Origin of the sequence: Kushneria konosiri (assembly GCF_002155145.1) — a bacterium.
Classification (GTDB): Bacteria; Pseudomonadota; Gammaproteobacteria; order Pseudomonadales; family Halomonadaceae; genus Kushneria; species Kushneria konosiri.
Window position 1 is genome coordinate 2696910 of the sequence record NZ_CP021323.1, and the last position, 19755, is coordinate 2716664.

Consider the following 19755-nt stretch of genomic DNA (forward strand, 5'->3'; position numbering starts at 1 on the left):
AAGGATATGAAGGCGGCATGAAAATGGATAACGGGCAATGGGCCCGACGGGGGCGTCAGGTGCGTCCCTGTGCAGCAGGACTGCTGCTGGCAGCCATCATCAGTGGCTGTGCCAGCTATGAAGGCATCGAGCCGCAGGGTGAAATGGTATCGCTCAACCAGCTATCGGCATTGCAGGCCGTCGGCGATGTGACGATCTCTTCGGCCAACTGGCCGGATCGCCGGTGGTGGAACGTGCTGGGTGACCCCCATCTCGAGTCGCTGATCCAGGAGGCGCTGGCGGATTCACCTGATATGGACGTGGCGCAGGCGCGTCTGCGCTCAGCCAATGCAGCCGCCGAACAGGCAGGTGCCGAGAGGCTGCCCACCGTGAAGGGGTCTGCGAAAATATCGCGCTCGCGAGTCTCGGAAGTCAATGATCCCAGAGGTCAGGGCAACATCTACAGCACCACCCGCGGGCTGTCATCAAGTTTCAGCTACGACGTGGACCTCTGGGGCGGTCAACGGGCAGCATGGTCGGCAGCACTGGGCGAGGCCCGAGCCACCGAGATCGATCTGCACGAGGCTGCCCTGACGCTATCGGTCAACGTGGCCAGAGCCTATGTCCAGCTGGCGGGGGATTATGCCCTGCTGGACATCGCCCGACAGGAACTTGAGCGGGCCCGCACCATCGCTCAGACCAACCTGCAACTTCAGCAGGCCGGTCTGAGCGATCAGTCCGCGCTGCTGCAGTCGCGTTCCAGTGTCTCCACGGCAAGGCAGTCGCTCGAAGCAGCCGAGCAGGCCGTTCGCAGCGATCGAATCTCGTTGGGGGTGCTGCTCGGCAAGGGACCTGATCGAGGCTTTGATATCGAGCGGCCTCGGTCGCTGTCACCGGCGCTGCTGTCACTGCCTTCAGTGGTTCCTGCCGAGCTGGTCGGGCGGCGCCCTGATGTGGTGGCGGCACGCTGGCGGGTAGAGGCCCAGACACAGCAGATCAAGGCGGCCAAGGCGAAGTTCTATCCCAATCTCAATTTGAGTGCGATGGCCGGCTTCAGCTCACGGCTGGGCAGCTATTTCTTCTCCGAACCGGCCAAAAGCTGGAATGTTTCTCCCGCGCTATCACTGCCGATCTTTGAGGGCGGCCGGCTGCGGGCTAATCTGGACAGCACCGAAGCGGATTACGACCTGGCCGTGGCGCAGTACAACCAGACCGTGATTTCGGCGCTGGGTACCGTGGCCGATACCATCACCTCTGTGGAATCACTGGATCACCAGCGAGAAGTGCTTGAAAAGGCCCGCGATGACGCGCAACAGGCCTTTGATCTGGCGCTTGAGCGGTTTCAGGCAGGCATCACCAACTATCTGCAGGTGTTAAGTGCCCAGCAGCAACTGTTCAGTGCCCAGCAATCACTGGTCACTCTGAACAGTCGGTTGGTGGACACCTCGATCCAACTGGTACAGGCATTGGGTGGCGGTTTCCATGACGGTCTCAACGTGCCACATCTCTCTGGTGGCTATCCCCATGCGCCCAATCCTCAAGCCACCGGCAAATCCAGGCCTCATCAGGCGGACTCCTGAGCTTCAATCGGCAAAAAAACGCCCCGTAAAGGGGCGTTTTTTGTTTCAGGGCCATCGTTAGACGATCAGGGATATCAGGACTCGTCATCCTCGTCACTCTTTTCGTCATGGCGAACCTGAGCCACGGCACGGCTGTTATCAGCACTCTCGAGCTTGGCCAGAAGCTCCTTCGAATCGGTCTTGAAGCTGGCCAGCTCCTTGCCGGTGAGTGAACGGCCGCCCGGCAGCTTGACGCGCATGGCATTGACCTGAGAGCCATTGGCGATGATCTCATAGTGCAGATGCGCACCGGTACTGCGTCCTGTATTGCCTGACTTGGCAATTTCCTGCCCCATCTTCACTCGCTGTCCGGGTTTGACCTCAGGCTTTGAGAGGTGGAGATAGCGAGTCTGATAACCGTTGTCATGGGTGATCACGATGTATTTGCCGGCCAGCGGGTGACTGACCACCTTCGTGACTCGACCATCGGCCGGGGCGCGTACGGTACTACCGACCGGCATTGCAAAGTCTGTGCCCTTGTGGGGCGAGATACGACCGGTAATCGGATGATGACGCTTGAGGTTGAACGGCGAGCTGATGCGATAGTGGCCCTTGAAGGGATAACGATTAAAGGCCGGGTCGAGCCCCTTGCCGTCGGGCGTATAGTAATCACCGTCATGGCGCACGATGGTAAGGTCATCGCGGCCTTCATATCGAGCAGCCAGGATGCGAGAGTCAAACGGCTTGCCATCAATCACGTCCGACTCGACCAGGACCTGGAACCTGTCGCCATCGCGGGCAGAACGGAAATTGAGTTTCTTGCCCAATACCGAAATCAGCTCGGCCACTTCTCCACCGGACAGGCCCGTGGCACGTGCCGAGGATCCAAAGCTGCCACTGACGGTGCCTGCGAACAGTCGCTGTGTGGCTTCGCCTGTGCGTTTAATGTCGTTGACACTAAAGCTTTCATCGGCGCTATCGCGCTCAAAGAGATAACCCTTGCGCGTATTCTGCATGACACGAAGTGCCAGCAGATGGCCATCCTGGTCGACCTTATAGTCAAGCTCGTTGCCCACGCGCAGGCTGGTCAGCGCCTTTTTATCAGGCGCATCGTTGATGAGCCTGAGAACTTCGCTATAACCCAGCCCCAGACTGTGTTCAGCCAGCTCTGCAAAGGTATCGCCACTTTGAACCTTATAGGTCTGCCACTCGGGGGTGTAGGGCTCCCGGGTTTCAATTTGACTGCCCAGCGAGAACTGGCCGCTGAGGCTGTCGTCCTCAGAGCCGGTATAGTCGCCGGTATCATCATCGTTGAAATTGTCGACATAGGATGTGTGCCCGCCGAGACCGTCGCCCACACCGGTCACATGATCGGCACGAGCGATGGCAAGCTCGGCATTCACCTGTGCGGGGTCACTGTTCAGCGTGGCACCGGCATTCATGGCTGACAGGTTGGACGCTACGGCCAGAGCCTGACGAACGTTCAAGGGACTGGTGCTGGTGGCTTCTTCTTCAGTGGGAGCTGCCATTGCCAGCGCACCGGCAATTTCGAGATGCGTTGGCTGACCAAAGACCCGAGCCTGCTCCTGTGTGCTGGCTAGGGCAAGGCTGATGGGCCGTGCCGCCTGCTGGAGTTCTGCGACCGTGGCGTCTGTCGCAGCTGAGGTATTCGTATGCTGATAAAGCTGATGCGCACCCAACACGCCAACCATGGCGGTAACCGGTAGCAATAAAAGCCTGTGCGTGCGGGGTAGCGAACTAAAAATTCGCAACATGATTATTGGCGCCGTATACAGATAGATAAAAGGGATAAAGGCCGGGTTACCTTACCGCAAGGTCAGGGATATGCCTAGTGTGAATCCCGTTAATTGGGACCTTTATTACATATTAAAAGGTCTTGTACACGAAGATGATTAATGTTTGTTTTTGTGAAAATCTTGTATAAGAATCACTTTTTTGTGGTTGTGGTATGACATACCCCACCAAACAGGCTTTTTCCGCTGCCGCCGCATGGCTGTCGCTCTGGCGCTAGCCAATGTGTTCTGGATTGACTCTGGAAGGGGCATTGATTGCAGACCTTTTCGTCTGGATGAATAAACAGTGTCTGATGCTGGCGCTGGAGTCGAACAGTGTTTTATTTTATTCTTTGTTGTCTGGATGTCGTTTTCATTTTAAATAAATGGAGTTTTAAAACAGGGCATCATTTTTAAAAAATGATCTTCTTTAAAGAGACAGACATGGAATTTAATTGGCACTCATTTAATCCTTTTTGTATCTTTTTGTTATTTTTGAATTGGCTTCTTGTTGAAATATTGTCTTTAGAATTAAAAAAATCTCATATTCGGTTTTTGGCTTTAACTGTGCTGATCGGATCATTTAGCTGCATGATTGGAAAGAAATTTTCCGTGCAGAAGTGAGCGCGAGAGTGGCGAAAAACCAGTGATGCCGTCATGCGTTGACAGGATGTAACATGTCTCGAGTAACTCTGGTTCAATGGAAAATGCTGGCAGCGGTGGTGGACCATGGTGGCTTCGTTCGAGCCGCAGAAGCGATCCATAAAAGCCCTTCAAGTATTAATCATGCTGTTCACAAGCTTGAGACCCAGCTTGGGGTGCGGCTGTTGGACACCAGCGGCCGACAGCTGCGTCTGACCGAATCAGGGGAGATGCTGTTGCGCCGGGCACGCCAGCTGCTGGAAAGTGCTGATACCCTCGAAGCCGTCGCCGACAGCCTTTCGGGAGGGCTGGAAGCCGAGATTTCCATCGCGATCGATCAGATTCTGGGCCCTGAAATCCTGTGCTACGCCCTGGATCGCTTTTCTGCCCAGTATCCGCATACGCGCATTCAACTGCACGAGGCCGTGCTCAACGGTGGCATAGAGATGCTGCTGGATAACCGCGTGGATCTTCTGGTCTGCGGTCTACCGGTGCCGGGGTATCTGGGCGAGCTGCTGGGGACCATTCGCTTTATCGCAGTAGCACACCCTGAGCATGCACTCCACCAGTTGAACCGGCCGCTGGATCTACGTGATCTTCGACAGCATCGGCAGATCGTGACCCGTGATTCTGCACAGCGTGAACAAAATGACAGCGGGTGGCTCAAGGCCGAGCAGCGGTGGACGGTGTCGCATGTGGCCACCTGTCTGGACATCCTGGCTCGAGGGCTGGGGTTTGCCTGGGTATCACAGCCGCGTGTTCAGCCCCTGCTGGACAGCGGTCAGCTCAAGGCCTTACCGCTACAGGCCGGTGGCGTTCGAGAGGTGCCGCTCTCCTTGTACATCAATGATGTCGAAGGCGCAGGTCCTGCCGTTCAGGCGATGGCCGAGGCGCTGCGTCTCGAGTTTCGGCCATGAGGCGTTGATCGCCAAAGTGTTGTATGTGGCCGGTAACTGTGCCAACCGTATTCGAAACGACTATCCTCACTGCCCGAACATGATTTCCCCGGAGATGGATTGATCCGGGCAAGGAGACTGGCATGGGTTTACTGGTCGAAGGGCAGTGGGTAGACCGCTGGTATGACACCAAGGGCAACAACGGCGAGTTTGTTCGAGAGTCTGCAAAGCTGCGCGACTGGGTGACGCCTGATGGTGAGCCCGGTCCTGAAGGGCAAAAAGGGATCAGTGCCGGCAGTAACCGCTTTCACCTTTATGTCTCACTGGCCTGTCCGTGGGCGCATCGTGCGCTGATCATGCGCCGACTCAAGGGGCTTTCCGATGTCATCGGCGTCTCGATTACCAGCCCCTACATGCTTGACGAGGGCTGGACATATGAACTCGATGAAGGGTCAAGCGGTGACCCGGTCAATGGCGTGCGCCGCCATTATCAGCTCTATACGCTGACGGATGCGCACTATACAGGACGTGTGACCGTCCCCGTTTTATGGGACAAGAAAACCTCGCGGATTGTGAACAACGAATCTGCCGACCTGATGCGTATCTTCAATACCGCGTTCGACGAACTGACCGGTAATACGCTCGATCTTTATCCTGCACCGCTGCGCGACGAGGTCGACCGCATCAACGATGAGGTGTACGACCGCGTCAACAACGGCGTCTACAAGACGGGATTTGCCACCGAGCAGAAGGTGTATGAAAAGCACGTTACGGCACTGTTCGAAACGCTTGACCGGCTGGAGTTGATGCTGACCGAGCGCCGTTACCTGGCCGGCGAGTATCTGACCGAGGCGGACGTCCGCCTGTTTACGACGCTTGTTCGCTTTGACAGCGTCTATTACAGCCATTTCAAGTGCAATCTGCGTCGCATTGAGGATTATCCGGCGCTGTCGAACTACCTCCGCGAGCTTTATCAATGGCCTGAGGTCGCCGAGACCGTCAACATGACGCACATCAAGCGCCACTACTATGGCAGCCACCCGGGGATCAATCCCAATGGCATCGTGCCGCTGGGCCCCGAGCTCGATTTTGATCGACCCCACGATCGTGAGCGTCTGCCGGGCAGGGGAATCTGGCATCACGACGATCAATAGCGCGGCGTGAACGATGATGAGAAAGCAGGGGCCGGCCATGTCATGGCCCCTGCCATTTGCTGCGTCTTCGACTTTCGGCGTGCACTTGCAGCCGCGCTGTGATAGATTATGTCCACCTCGCTTGTGAAGACCCTGCCATCTCTGCTGATTCGCCCCCATTGAGACTGCCGTTGCGTAGGGGACGATTCTCCAAGGCGCCAAAGCGCCCACGCATCGATGGAGCATTGGGCACCATACGACGGCAGTGACTGCCATGACCTGTCGGTCGCCGCGTATGACGTGTTGCCCAGATGCAACAACGGTCGCCACATGCCACGGATATCGTCGTTTGCTCGCCTGTTATGCGGGCAGACCGGGACGATACGAGTGCGACCGGTCCGGGAACCATCCGATATGTCTATCGTCCGATGAGTGCCTCCCGACCAGACATTTTCCCCCGCCGGCCAGATGCCGGCTTATAAGGTGTGACATGACTTCTACTTCCGTTGCCTCGCCGACTTTCGGTGACATGGCGCTGCTGCCTGCTGTTCTCGAATCTCTTGTATCTCTGGGCTACGAAACGCCGTCTCCCATTCAGGCGCAGACCATTCCATCGCTTCTGGAAGGCGCTGACCTTTTGGGTCAGGCACAAACCGGTACCGGCAAAACGGCAGCCTTTGCCTTGCCGCTGCTCTCCAGGCTGGAACTGGATCGTCGCGAACCCCAGGTGCTGGTACTGGCACCGACTCGCGAGCTGGCCCAGCAGGTTGCCGTGGCTTTTAGCCGCTACGGCCAGAACATCAAGGGCCTTGAGGTCGTCACGCTGTGCGGTGGCCAGGACTACCGTGAACAGATGCGCGGCCTGAAAAGCGGCGGTCAGATTGTCGTGGGTACGCCGGGTCGCGTCATCGACCACCTGGATCGTGGTTCTCTGAGCCTGACCGGCCTGAACGCGCTGGTGCTTGATGAAGCCGACGAAATGCTTCGCATGGGGTTCATTGATGACGTCAAGCGCGTTCTCAAGGACACTCCGACCGATGCGCAGCGCGTGTTCTTCTCCGCCACACTGCCGCCGGAAATTTCACGTATCGTCAGCCGCTATCTGGTTGACCCGATCACGGTTCAGATCGAGGCGCGTGCCGCCACGACCACCATTCAGCAGCGCGTCTGCCGCGTGGAAGGCCCGGCCAAGATCGAAGCGCTGGCACGTATTATCGAAGTCGAGCCGGTTGATGCGGCCATCGTCTTCGTGCGTACCCGCGCCTCCTGCACCACGCTGGTGGACCAGCTGGTCGCCCGTGGTATCGCCGCGGCGCCGCTGTCCGGTGATCTGGACCAGAGCCTGCGTGAGCGCACGGTTCAGCGCCTGAAAAAGGGCAAGGTCGATGTGCTGGTCGCCACCGATGTGGCCGCACGTGGCCTCGACGTGCCGCGTATTACGCACGTCATCAACTTTGATATGCCCCACGATACCGAAGCCTATATCCACCGTATCGGTCGTACCGGCCGTGCCGGTCGCGAAGGCACGGCCATTGCCTTTGCCGGTAATCGTGAAGTGCGCAAGATTCGCTGGCTCGAGCAGGCCACCGGTCAGAAAATCGATACCATGGAACTTCCCGATGAGAAGACCATGCGTGCGCATCGTGACGAGAAGTTCAAGGCCCGTGCAGAGGCCATGCTCGAGCGCGGTCATGAGCACCAGCGTGCGATGGTGGAGTCACTGCTGGAAGAAGGGATCGACCCGATCGATCTGGCCTGTGTCTTTGCAAGCCTTGCCCGTGCCGGCGAGCCGCCGATTCGTTCATTGCCGAAATCCAACCCGCGCAGCGAGCGTCCCGAGCGTGGTGAACGCTCCGAGCGTGGCGGTGAGCGTCGTCCGCCGCGTCGTCGCGAAAGCGGCCCGAGTGAAGGCATGACCCGTTATCGTCTGGCCGTTGGTCATCGCGACAACATCAAGCCGGGACAGCTGGTCGGCGCTCTGGCCAACGAAGGCGGTATCGAAGGCGCCCGTATCGGCCGCATCGACATTCGCCAGACCCATAGCCTGGTCGAGCTGCCTACCAGCCTGCCCGAGACCGTGCTGGCCAAGATGGCGCGTGCTCGCGTCGGTGGTCGTCAGCTGGAAATCAGCAAGGATGCCGGACGTCCCGAGGGCGGCCAGAGCGAAGGTCGCAGCGAGCGTCCGCGTCGTGATGACCGTCGCCAGCAGGCTTCCTGAGGACGTCATGATGGTGCGCTGACGGGCGCATCGCTATTGAGCGTCATCTCCAATGCCCCCTGCCTACCGGCAGGGGGCATTTTTGTGGATGGTCACTTTCATCCGGTCAGAAGGCCGCTGGCAGGAGCAGGACAGTCTCGTCTACGCTCAGGCCAACCATCAGGAGGGATCATGACATCACAGCGACAGCCGTTACATGAGTGGACCATCGATCCCGACAGCGCCATCGCACTACAGAAATCACTGGCGCCTCGCATCGAGTGTCAGGACAGGATCAGAGAGGTTGAGCACATCGCCGGGGTGGACATCGGGTTTGAAGATAGTGGTGAGACAACGCGTGCGGTGATCGTCGTCATGCGCTGGCCGTCGCTGGATATTGTCGAGCGCGTCCTGCATCGTACGCCAACACGCATGCCCTATATCCCCGGGCTTTTAAGCTTTCGGGAGCTGCCGGCGGCACTGGAGGCCTTCGAGCAGCTGACGATCACGCCTGATCTTTTGATGGTGGATGGCATGGGAATTGCGCATCCCCGCCGACTCGGCATCGCTGCCCACCTGGGACTCTGGCTCGATATACCTGCCATTGGCGTGGGGAAAAGTCGTCTATGTGGCAGGCATGACGAGGTGCCCGAGGCGCGTGGCCGGTGGGTGCCTCTTGTCCATCGCAATGAGACTATCGGTGCCGTGCTGCGGACCCGTGAAAGGGTCAAGCCACTTTACATTTCGATTGGCCATCGCCTCTCGCTTGAAAGTTCGATCGACTGGGTCATGCAATGTCTGACCCGCTACAAACTGCCTGAGCCGACCCGCCAGGCCGACCGTCTTGCCTCTCGGCGCACGGCCGAAACACGACGTTTTGAAGGGGATGGTACAACCGGACAAAACGTACTGCCGCTTTAATAGTTATACCGTTATCAAAGTTGTGGGGCTGCGTCAGGAAAATCTTATCGTTCAGATAGTGCGCCATAAGGACACCGTGGCGTTTCCCAAGAGCCATGGCAGGCAGGATTGAAAGAAACCAGTTATTTGTCGCCACCACTGGATTTAAAGATCATCATCGTGGCCCCAGGGCTGCCTCTCATGATGGTTGCTTTCCATTTGACCAGGCATCGGCTCATCAGGTGCACAACACCTGTTTCAGGTGCCTCTTGAAACGCGATCGGGCACGGCGCCGGTTCGAGGAATCTGTCATGCTGCTGCATTGCAGGCACCAGCGCCAAACCTTCCATCCCGGCACGGCCGATACGCGGTGCTGTCGAAGTGTTCGTTTGTTTGCCATGATAGAACCCCTGAACCCACTACGCCCATTGCAATGAAAGGACCCCTGGCCATGCAGAAAAAAGGTATTGGCGATTTCTTTTTCACCATCGTTCTCTGGATATTGATCGGTGGTCTGGCCCAGTGGCTGATGCAGCACCAGCTCGGCGGCGGGGAGGGTAATGCAGCAATGACCGGCATTTCCACCGGCAGCAGCACGGCCGAAGGTGTCGGCTTTTCCTCCTACTGGAGCGCGCTGGGACTGGTATCGCTCTTTTTTGCTGTCATTGCCTTCATGGCGCGCGACCTGATGCGTGACAACCCGGTCACCCGGTCGCTGAAGGTCATCGGCACCCGTCTTTTGAGTACGACCTTCGACATCGGTCTTTTCGCACTGGGTGGCACGCTCTTTTTGATGCTAAGCCCGGGCGCGAGCAATACGGTGCCACAGTGGCAGGCTCTGTTCATTGGTATCAGCCTGCCGTTTTTCATCGTCATTCTGGTGGTGCTTGGCGTGATCTGGTGTTTGCTGCGCTTCTCGCGCCTGTCGCTGGTCAGCATTCCGGCACTGGAGTTCAAGCCGCTGGTGCGGGTTGCGCTCTATCTGGGCCTGCTGGCTGTTTTCGTGCTGGCGGCCTGGCTGGCACTGTAAACGCAGCCGTATGAGTGATGAAAGGGGCCTCCGCGGAGGCCCCTTTTTAATGGTTTGTACTTAATGGCTTGAGTTTGAGGGTAGGGCTCTACGCTCGCCTTCCGGGGCATTTTCAGGGCGGCTGTGGCTCAGCTTAATGTGATATCACTTTGACCGTTGCCCCGGGGCGCTACCCGAATCTGAACCGGGATGCGCTCATGCATGTCCTGAACGTGGGAAATGACGCCGACGCGCCGCCCCAGTGACTGCAGCGCATCCAGCGCATCCATGGCCTGTGACAGCGACTGAGGATCAAGACTGCCAAACCCTTCGTCGATGAACAGGGTTTCGATCTGCAGTTCCGAGGACGCCATCGAGGCCAGTGCCAGTGCCAGTGCCAGCGATACCAGGAAGGTCTCTCCGCCTGAAAGTGAATGCACCGAGCGGCGTTCATCGCCCATATCCGTATCGATGACCAAAAGCCCCAGGTCGCTGCCACCGCGCGCCAGACGATAGCGTCTTGCCAGGCTCTGAAGGTGGATATTGGCGTGTTCAATCAACCGCTCCAGATTCCATCCCTGGGCAATGCGGCGAAACTTCTTGCCATCAGCGGCACCGATCAACCCTGAAATACGTCCCCAGCGCGTGACGTTACGCCGATGCTGCTCGAGTTGTTGTTCGATGTCGCGGGCCTGCGCACGGCAGTGATCGTCATGGCGCAGTGCATGGTCGGCCTCGTCGCGCAAGCGCTGCGCCTGCGGCAGGTCTGCTTCAAGGCTTGTCTGGTGGCGAGCGAGCTCGACAAGGCGTCCATCACGCCATGGGGTCAGGTCGCGCGACGTATCCTGTTCGGGAAGAGCCGAATCGGATGAGAAGGCATGCTCGCCGTAGCGCTGACGATGTCGCTCGAGGACGGCCAGACGCTCCTGGCCGAGCAGCTGCGCTTCATTGATGCGTTGATCCGTGGCCGCCATGTCGCGTGCCAGCTGCTGGTGCTGCTCGGTGGTCATGGCCAGCAGCTCTTCAAGAATCGATTCATCAATATCAGGATGTGCCTCACGCCACTTTGCCATCTCATCGGACAGCGTCTCGCGAGTACGCGTCTGGTCCTCATGCTGTTGTTGAAGCTGTAATACCTCCTGTTGAAGCGTTTGGCGCTGCGTGTCACAGGCTTCCAGCTGCGTCTGAGTCGTCGCAAGCTGCTGCTCGCCAGCTTCGATCCCATGCTCAAGCGCTTGACGCCAGTGCTCAACGTCCGGGTAGTCGCCCAACCGGGCCTTGAGTGTTTGAGCCAGCGTCCTGTGCTCGTCGATCAGTGGGGCATGGGTGGCGTCAAGTGCCTCAATCTGCTCACGGGCATGAGCCACGGTGGTCTCAAGGCGTGCTGCCTCAATCTCAAGGTCATGAAGCTGTTTCTGGATCGGCGCCCGACGCTCCTGGGCGCGATCAAACTGCGCCAGCTGCTCGCCATCCTTATCCTGCGCGACAGTAATGCCGGCCAGCCGCTGTTCGAACCACGTTGGCCGCTCCTCGATGGGGATTGCCAACAGCGTGTCGCTCTCGGGACAGGCGTCAAGATGCTGACGGGCTTCGTGTCGCTGGGTCTCAAGGGTGGCGAGCGCTTCCTCGCGCTGGGCGATCTGACTGTTGAGCTCGCCGTAGTGACCTCTCAGCTCGGCGCAGCGTTGATCCAGCTCATCGCGCCTCTGGCGGGCCTCATCAAGCTGACGCTGCTCTTCGCGTTCGGTGGCCACCAGCAGGTCATGGGCCGGCTGTGGTGGCGGCTGGCGCGTATAAGGATGATCCTGACTGCCGCACACCGGGCATGGCGTATCGGTTTCCAGGCCCTCACGCATGGCGGTAACGCTGTCGCTGCGGGCCGCGCGCAGGCCCGCAATGCTTTTTTCAAGCTGCTCGAGGGTAGTCTTTTGACGGTCAAGATCCGTGCGGATTTTCGTGCCTTCCTTGCGCAGCGTTTCAAGTGTCTGGCGATCGGTGGTCTGGTGCGTGCTCTGTGTCTGAAAGCGCTGATTCAGCTGCTGCCAGTGATCGTGAGCATGTTGCAGACGTTCCAGTGCCTGGCGCTGCTGGCGGTAGTGATCCAGCCGGTTCTGAATCGCCTCACGCCACTGGGTGAACGAGGTCGCGCCATCGGTCAGCGTTTGAAGTTGTGCGTCGAGCGCCTCAAGCGAGGTGCGCTGGCTGAGTGCCTTGTGTTGACAGGCGGCAAGTATCTTTTCCTGCTCCGACAGGCTCTGATGATGGGCCTTGAGCTGTTGCTCGGTGTTTATCGCGCGCTGTTGCAGGTCGCGATAGCGCTGCTCATCCAGAGCGCACTGCGACAGCAGCGGCTGCTGATCCCGATAATGCTGGCGGGCCGTCTCCAGATGTGTCCTGTGTCTGTTGTACTGTTCGGCGATCTCATCGCGCTGGCTTTTGGCCGCCGCCAGGCGAGTCTGTATCGCATTGCAGCGATCCTTTAGTGTCGCAAGCGAGGTGGTCAGCGCCTCATGCTGCACAAACAGGTGTCTGGCAGGGGCCAGCGCCTCGAGTCGTGACAGCTGTTGACGCTGGCCTGCCTGCACCTGTCGGGCGCTCAGGGCTTTTTCATGGGCCTGAGCGGCGTTTTGCCAGTGCGCTTCAAGCTGTTTATCGGTCTCAAGCCAGGCCTGCTCGCGCTCAAGCGCCTGCTGCTGTGTCTGAAGCCTTTGGAGCTGCATCAGAGTATCGGCGGCACGCCGCTCGAGTGCTTCGCGCTGCTCGGCATCGACCGGCGTTTGATGGCCGAGCCGGTCTTCCAGTGCGGCCACTTCGCGTTCACAGTCGCGGGTCTTTTGAAAGGCGGCGATGGAGAGGCGTGAATAGATGCCCGTGTCGGTCAGCTTTTCCAGCAGTTCGCTGCGCTGGTTGTCATCGGCTTTCAAAAAGGCGCTGAACTCGCTTTGTGCCAGCAGTACGGCGCGGGTGAACTGCTCGAAACTCAGGCCCAGATACTGCGGCAGAAGGCGGTCGAACTCACGTTTTTGCGAGGTGATGACCCGCTGGTCCGGCAGGGAAATGAGGCTCTGTTCGACGCCCTGAAGCTTGCCGTCTGCCTTTTGACGGGCTCGCCGCACGCGCCAGCAGGCCCGGTAGTGCGCGCCATCGCGGCCACGAAAATCGACTTCGGCATAGCCGCTGCTTTCACCCCGGCGCAGCAGGGTGCGCGCATCGGCGGTGGTCAGGGTCTCCTCGCCGACATCGGGTGAGACGGAGTCACGGCCCGGCGCGGTGCGAAGGCGAGGGGTGCTGCCATACAGGGCCAGACACAGGGCGTCCAGTAGCGTGCTCTTGCCGGCCCCGGTCGGGCCGGTAATGGCAAATAACCCGGCACTGTCGAGCGGACTGGTGGTGAAATCAATGGTGTGCGGGCCGCTGAGCGAGGCAATGTTGTGAAGGCGAAGGGCCAGAATTCTCATGGGGTGTCCTCGGGCGTGTCTTCATCCAGCAGCGTCTGCATCAGGGTCTGCACATCGTTGATGACTTCATCGGGTGGCGCATCGCCATATTCTCTGGCCCAGACGCGGCTGAACAGATCGACCGGACCCAGATCGTCGAGGGATTCGCATGTCTGATCCGGTACCGACGGCTGCGACGTGCGAGTGGTAATACTGACCAGACGGACGGCCTTGCCCTTGAGTGCATGCTCGACAAGCGGGCGCAGATCGACTCTGGGAGCATCCAGCAGCACGCGTACGTCAAGCCAGGGCCATTTGTCGCGCGGCAGGCTGGTCTGTGTGTCATCGAGAAAATCGCTGCCTGCCAGTGTGTCGAGAACTTCCTCAAGTGGCAGCGGCCCTACTCGGTGCATGGCGACACTTCGAGGTATGGGCAGTGAGGTGATTTCCCTGACCTGCTCGCCTTCGAGTGAGACTTCCAGCACCTGATGTGGATAGTGGGTTTCGGAGAAATCCATCGCCAGCGGTGAGCCGCTATAGCGGATGTGCTCACTGCCAACGCGCTGGGGCTTGTGCAGATGGCCAAGTGCCACATAGGCGATGTCGGCTGGGAAGAGCGATGCCGAGAGCGACTCTTCCCCCCCGATCACGATGGGGCGCTCGCTGTGTTCGGAAACGCTGGCGCCATGCAGGTGGGCATGGCTCATGGCGATCAGCGCCTGACCCGGCTCGCGCTTTTGAAGGCCTGCCTCAAACAGTGCCTCATGAACGCGCACCATGCCCTGAACGTAGTGGTCACCGGGCGTTTCGGAGACGTCTTCATCGTCAGGCCTGGTGCCATCATCTGTTCTGCCAGTCACTTCAGCCGGTCGCAGAAAGGGCAGGGCCATGCACCAGGCGCGCGTCACGCCCTGTCGGTCCGTCAGGGGCACGATCAGCCGATCCACATCGGGCTTGCCACTGTCATGCCAGAGAATGCGACCCAGTGCATGAGTGTTGAGTCGCTGCAGCAGCGGCGCCGGGAGTTCAATGCGCGTGCCGCTGTCATGATTGCCGGCAATCATGACAATGGTCAGTCCGGGCAGGCGCTCATGCGCGCCGACCAGAAAGTCATACAGCAGGGACTGGGCTGCCATGGAAGGATTGATGACATCAAAGATATCGCCGGCGATCAGCAGGGCATCGGGCTGTCGCTCGTCGAGTGTCTCCAGCAGCCAGTTCAGAAAGTCGCGATGCTCGTTGTGACGTGACTGGCCGTGGAAGCGCTGGCCGAGATGCCAGTCAGCGGTGTGAATCAGTTTCATCAGGCGCTACCGTCTCGGGAAAAATGGCCTAGGGTATCGGTATCATACGCGGATGATCGAGCCCTTCAGGACATGATGGCGGCGCAAAAAATGTAATGCCCGGGTAAGCGCGAGTGTGCGCTTGAAAGCGGCGTGTCGTTCAAGGCCATCTCAAGCTCGATATAATAGGAACCCCTGGCCAATACGGGTATATTTCTGACCCGTTGCAGGTATCGGCGATAACGACGCCGATGCCGGAAGGTACAGGGCGGTAAACGGTGACACGGCGTCACCATGTTTTACGCAAGGGTCAGGAACCCTCCAGACCAGTAATGGTCGATTCTGGTTAACTCCGGGTCATTGAAACCGCTGTGGTCATTGATCCTGTCTTCACTCAACACCGGATGGCGGCTCAGGCAGGGTCGTATCGTCTCAAAAGGAAAGTCTTGTCCATGGATCGAAGAACTCTACTCAAGGCATCTGCCGCGCTGTCGGCGCTGGGCATGTCGACCAAATCCCTGTTGGCTCGTGCCAGTGGCAACAATAGTCGCGGGCCGGGTGAAGGGGTCGAGGTGGCGCTGGATGACAAGGGCTCCGATTTCGATTTCGACTGGCTCAAGTCGCATGCTCGGGACATGGCCAAATCCGAGTACAAGGACACCACCGAGAAGCTGCCAGAGACGCTGACCCTCGACCATCTTGACCCACACGAATATCAGTCCATTCAGTACGATCAGAAGCATGCCCTATGGTCAGAGCGTGGTGATTCAGCCGTTCAGGCGCAGTTTTTCCACGTCGGCATGCAGTTCAACCAGCCGGTGCGCATGTACAGCGTGGTCGACAACAAGGCCTATGAAATTCATTTCCGCCCCGAGCTTTTCACCTATGAAGGCACGGGCATCGATGTCGACCAGCTCAAGGGGCATGATCTGGGTTTTGCCGGGTGGCGGGTGTCACGCAACCCGGATTTTTCGGCGCTGGCCAACGTGGTCTCCTTTCTGGGGGCCAGCTATTTCCGTGCCATCGACAAAAACAACCAGTTCGGTCTGTCGGCGCGCGGTCTGGCCATCGATACGGCCATGCCGCCGGAAGAGGGGCAGGAAGAGTTCCCGGTATTTACGCACTTCTGGTTTGATGAACCGCCGGCCAACCGTGCCCGCTTTACCGTCTATGCGCTGCTGGACTCGCCCAGCGCGACAGGGGCCTACAAATTCGACATCGATTGCCAGTCCGAGCGGGTGGTGATGGGGGTCGAGGCCAATGTCTATCCGCGCAAGAGCATCGAGCGTTTGGGCATTTCTCCCATGACCAGCATGTTCCTGACCGGCACGAGCCAGCGTATGCGCCGCGATACCATTGTGCCTCAGGTCCACGATTCCGACCGGCTCTCGATCTGGAGCGGAGATGGCGAGTGGATATGCCGTCCGCTCTATAATCCTGATTTTTTGCAGTACAACACCTTTGAGGACGAAAATCCGAGGGGGTTCGGACTGGTACAGGACGATCACGACTTTGAGCACTATCGCGATGTGGTCAACTATTATCATGCCCGTCCGAGTCTGTGGTGCGAGCCGACCAGCGAATGGGGCAAGGGGTCGATCACACTGATCGAGCTTCAGACCATGGGAGAAACGGTCGATAATATCGCTGCATTCTGGCAGCCGGCAGAACCCGTTGAGGCCGGTCAGGAGCTGAGTTACAGCTATAACCTGTACTGGAGCCCGCATCCCCCGGTGAAGCCTTCCGTCGGCCAGGTCGACAAGACCTGGAGCGGTATCGGCGCAGTGCGCGATGGCTGGATTCCTGGCGAACATTCGCCCAAAACCTGGGCACGCCGTTTTGCGGTGGACTTTCGTGGCGCGCCCATCAAGGACATGCCGCACGATACCAATATGGAGGCCGTTGTCTCGGCTTCCAGCGGCGAAACGCAGGTTGTCTCCGTTACCAAGCTGGGGGGACCCCTGCAAATGTGGCGTGCCCAGTTTGACTGGTACCCCAAAAGCGAGAAGACCGACCCGGTAACGCTGCGCGTCTATCTGCGTCAGGGCGACCAGACACTCAGCGAGACCTGGCTTTACCAGTTCGTACCGCCTGCACCCGCTGATCGCAACTGGGATCACCACGGCTGAGCCAGAATCATGGATCGTGCCAGAACGGGCCCCATGGGGTCCGTTTTACTGTAGGGCTTCTTCAAGGGGTAACGCCTGCCTGCTGCGAGGCGTACACTGAAAGAACTGACCGCTGACTGATAAGTGCCGGAATTTCAATGACCGAGCTATTACCGCGTCCCTTTGTCTTCCTTCGTCATGGCGAAACCTTCTACAACCGTGCCTGTCTCATTGCCGGCAGTCCGGATGTGCCCCTGACACCCCATGGTGAATCACAGGCGCGTGAGGTGGGCACCCTGCTCGGGCAGACGTCATGGTCTCATGTGGCCGTCAGTACCATGTTTCGAGCGCGAAAGACCGCTCGGCTGGCCCTGCCTGAAGATGAGCTGCATTTTTATGCCGGCCTTCGAGAACGTCACTGGGGCGAGCTGGAAAAGACCCCCATTCAGGACCCCATGCCCTATTTCGAGACTCTGGAAATGGGCGAGTCCTGGGCGTCCTTTCAGCGTCGGGTGCTGGAGGTGCTCAATGAGCTGCTGACACGTTTTGAGTGTCCACTGGTCGTAGCGCACTCCGGCGTCTTTCGGGTGATCTGCAATGTGACCCAGGGGCACCCCTACGGCGCTCGCATCGGCAACGTGGCGCCGGTGCTGTGTCAGCCCCCCACGTCAAGAGGCGACAACTGGCAGCTTACGCCCTGGCAGCGATAGTCAATCAGGCCGCTGGTATCTATCTTTTACAGAGCCCCTGTCAGTGGGCATGACGCAGATCGTTAAAGGAGGTGTTGAGATGACAACAGTCGGCTACGGCGATGACCATGTTGAGGTAGGGGGGCACTTTCCCGAGCCAGGAGACAGGGCACCGTCGTTTTATCTGACCGGTCGGGAGATGAACGATGTCTCTCTTGAGGACTTCGCCGGACAGCGCAAGGTCCTGTCGATCGTGCCCAGCATCGATACCGGCACCTGTGCCACCTCCACGCGCAAGTTCAACGAGCAGGCTTCAACGCTCGATAACACGGTTGTGCTGGTCATTTCGGCAGATCTGCCTTTTGCTGCGGGCCGTTTTTGTGGTGCGGAAGGACTGGATAACGTGCTGATGCTCTCCACATTTCGTCATCACGCCGAGTTCGTACAGGCCTACGGAGTGGATATTCAAAGCGGTCGTCCACGTGGACTTTGCGCGCGCGCTGTCATCGTGCTCGATGAACAGGATCGTGTGCTGCACAGTGAACTGGTCGATCAGATCAAGAATGAGCCTGACTATGACATGGCACTATCGGTGTTGTAGAAATATCCTATTCTGACAAGAGTTGTCAGTATCCCGGGAGCGACTATCCTTTGGAGGGTGTCAGGCACTGGCCGGACACAGGGATTTTGAACATTATCTGTACCAGGGAGGCATGTAATGACCATTCAGAAGAAAGGTTCTGCCGAGTGGAAAGGAAGCCTTAAGCGGGGCAAGGGTGTCGTTTCCACTGAAAGTGGTGCGCTCAAGGAAAACCCCTACGGTTTCAATACCCGCTTTGAAGGTCAGCCGGGTACCAACCCGGAAGAGCTGATCGGGGCAGCACATGCCAGCTGTTACTCCATGGCACTGTCCATGATTCTGGGGCAGTCGGATCTTGAGCCTGAAAGTATCCAGACCGAGGCGACAGTGACACTGGAGCAGGATGACAGAGGTTTTTATGTCAGCAAGGTCGCGCTGAAAACAGTCGCCCGTATCCCGGGGGCCGATCAACAGACTTTCGAAAAGGCCGCCAACGATGCGAAGGAAGGGTGCCCGATTTCGCGCCTGCTCAATGCCGACATTACTCTTGATGCAAAGCTTGAAGGCTGATCTCTGAAACAGGGATTCAGGCAGTCATAAAAAGGGCCCTGTCAAAAGCAGGGCCCTTTTGCGTCAATAGCCTTTCACCTGGATAGTGCGATCAAGGCGTATCGGAATATTTCAGCACTCCAGGAAAGATATCGTAGAAGGTATCAGAGGCGATGCCGATCAGCACAACATCGTTGCCGATACGGCGCCAGGCATAGCCCTCATAACGGGGCAGCGCCTGCTTGACCGCATCCGGCAGCTGCTCGCTTTCGACGTTTGCGGGAATTCTATCCCCTATTTGCAGCGGCGGTGTGACTACGTCAAAGGTCTGGCGCTTGAAGTCTTCCCGGTGAGCCGTCAGCGTGCGGATGACCAGACGGCGGTCCACCTTCGGGCCGCTCTGGGACTCACGCATGGCGATGGCCCCCGTTGAGGACTGATACCCCCGCTCGGATTGGGTGGCAGCCTGGGCGGGGCCTTGAAGCAGCACCAGCATAACTCCCAGGCTCAGGGGTATGGTCAAAAACGCTGGATACATGCGCATTCCAGTTTCCTTCCAGCAAAATAATGAATCCGAATAACCCCTGGGCAATGAAAGCCGGCAGGGAAATATCTTCACGAGCGTCATCGGGCGCCGCTTTTTATTTTGACATACGCAAGGGGCCGCTTCTCTAAAAGCGGCCCCGTCAGATGAACGAGACGGCAGAGCTGATGCATCAGGCATTCAATGCACCAGCCAGTCCTGTCCCGGGCGAATGATGCTGGGTGCCGGCGCGGCACCATACTTTTCATAGTATGCCTGCCGCTGACGCCACTCTGCACGCTGAAGCCGATGCTTGAGCTGAACAAATCCTTCCTTGCGATCATATTCGCTGTCATCGATCAGCATGGCAGAAGCCTGCTCCGGGGATGAGGCGAGTTCTGCATAGCCATTTCGCGGCGAATCCAGAGATGTCGCGCTGCGTTTGAAAAATTTCATGAGGCTCCCTCCCTTGCACTGT

15 protein-coding genes are annotated in these 19755 nt (G+C 58.5%); 10 read left to right on the forward strand and 5 right to left on the reverse strand.

Annotation, left to right across the window (positions count from 1 at the left end):
* The first annotated feature begins 17 nt into the window (after window positions 1–17).
* Window positions 18–1559, forward strand: coding sequence for an efflux transporter outer membrane subunit (locus B9G99_RS12485; RefSeq protein WP_227875810.1), 1542 nt, complete (start codon window positions 18–20; stop codon window positions 1557–1559).
* Between the two features lie 74 nt (window positions 1560–1633).
* Here B9G99_RS12485 and B9G99_RS12490 read toward each other — a convergent pair whose 3' ends face one another.
* Window positions 1634–3313, reverse strand: a complete 1680-nt coding sequence (locus tag B9G99_RS12490) for a peptidoglycan DD-metalloendopeptidase family protein (RefSeq protein WP_169712222.1) — start codon at window positions 3311–3313, stop codon at window positions 1634–1636.
* Between the two features lie 695 nt (window positions 3314–4008).
* On the opposite strand from B9G99_RS12490, the gene B9G99_RS12495 reads away from it, so the two are divergent.
* From B9G99_RS12495 to B9G99_RS12520, 5 genes are all read left to right on the forward strand, one after another.
* Complete coding sequence (locus B9G99_RS12495; protein WP_086622450.1) at window positions 4009–4890, forward strand: LysR family transcriptional regulator; 882 nt, start codon at window positions 4009–4011, stop codon at window positions 4888–4890.
* Window positions 4891–5012: 122 nt separating this feature from the next.
* Window positions 5013–6023 carry a glutathione S-transferase family protein gene (locus tag B9G99_RS12500; RefSeq protein ID WP_086622451.1) on the forward strand — a complete coding sequence of 337 codons (1011 nt, stop codon included), beginning with the start codon at window positions 5013–5015 and terminating at the stop codon, window positions 6021–6023.
* A 469-nt stretch (window positions 6024–6492) separates the two neighbouring features.
* Complete coding sequence (locus tag B9G99_RS12505) at window positions 6493–8220, forward strand: DEAD/DEAH box helicase (protein WP_086622452.1); 1728 nt, start codon at window positions 6493–6495, stop codon at window positions 8218–8220.
* Between the two features lie 171 nt (window positions 8221–8391).
* Complete coding sequence (nfi, locus tag B9G99_RS12510; protein WP_086622453.1) at window positions 8392–9120, forward strand: deoxyribonuclease V; 729 nt, start codon at window positions 8392–8394, stop codon at window positions 9118–9120.
* Between the two features lie 430 nt (window positions 9121–9550).
* Window positions 9551–10129: a hypothetical protein gene (locus B9G99_RS12520; RefSeq protein ID WP_086622455.1), complete on the forward strand. Its 579-nt coding sequence runs from the start codon at window positions 9551–9553 to the stop codon at window positions 10127–10129.
* A gap of 128 nt (window positions 10130–10257) precedes the next feature.
* On the opposite strand, the gene B9G99_RS12525 is transcribed toward B9G99_RS12520, so the two are convergent.
* Both B9G99_RS12525 and B9G99_RS12530 read right to left on the reverse strand, forming a co-directional pair.
* Entirely contained in the window at window positions 10258–13566 is a 3309-nt protein-coding gene (locus tag B9G99_RS12525; RefSeq protein ID WP_086622456.1) for an AAA family ATPase, read from the reverse strand.
* Window positions 13563–14849: an exonuclease SbcCD subunit D gene (locus B9G99_RS12530; protein WP_086622457.1), complete on the reverse strand. Its 1287-nt coding sequence runs from the start codon at window positions 14847–14849 to the stop codon at window positions 13563–13565. Before B9G99_RS12530 ends, B9G99_RS12525 begins: the two co-directional genes overlap by 4 nt.
* 431 nt (window positions 14850–15280) lie before the next feature.
* On the opposite strand from B9G99_RS12530, the gene B9G99_RS12535 reads away from it, so the two are divergent.
* From B9G99_RS12535 to B9G99_RS12550, 4 genes are all read left to right on the forward strand, one after another.
* Window positions 15281–16957 (forward strand): OpgD/OpgG family glucan biosynthesis protein, encoded by a 1677-nt coding sequence (locus B9G99_RS12535; RefSeq protein WP_086622458.1) that lies wholly within the window; start codon window positions 15281–15283, stop codon window positions 16955–16957.
* Window positions 16958–17094: 137 nt separating this feature from the next.
* Entirely contained in the window at window positions 17095–17646 is a 552-nt protein-coding gene (locus B9G99_RS12540) for a histidine phosphatase family protein (RefSeq protein WP_086622459.1), read from the forward strand.
* Window positions 17647–17725: 79 nt separating this feature from the next.
* Window positions 17726–18226 carry a thiol peroxidase gene (tpx, locus tag B9G99_RS12545; RefSeq protein ID WP_086622460.1) on the forward strand — a complete coding sequence of 167 codons (501 nt, stop codon included), beginning with the start codon at window positions 17726–17728 and terminating at the stop codon, window positions 18224–18226.
* Window positions 18227–18343: 117 nt separating this feature from the next.
* Complete coding sequence (locus B9G99_RS12550; protein WP_086622461.1) at window positions 18344–18775, forward strand: OsmC family protein; 432 nt, start codon at window positions 18344–18346, stop codon at window positions 18773–18775.
* 91 nt (window positions 18776–18866) lie between these two features.
* On the opposite strand, the gene B9G99_RS12555 is transcribed toward B9G99_RS12550, so the two are convergent.
* Together B9G99_RS12555 and B9G99_RS12560 are read right to left on the reverse strand one after the other, a co-directional pair.
* On the reverse strand, window positions 18867–19298 hold the full coding sequence (locus tag B9G99_RS12555; RefSeq protein WP_158521500.1) for an RcnB family protein: 432 nt from the start codon (window positions 19296–19298) through the stop codon (window positions 18867–18869).
* A gap of 180 nt (window positions 19299–19478) precedes the next feature.
* Entirely contained in the window at window positions 19479–19733 is a 255-nt protein-coding gene (locus tag B9G99_RS12560; protein WP_086622463.1) for a hypothetical protein, read from the reverse strand.
* Window positions 19734–19755: the final 22 nt, after the last annotated feature.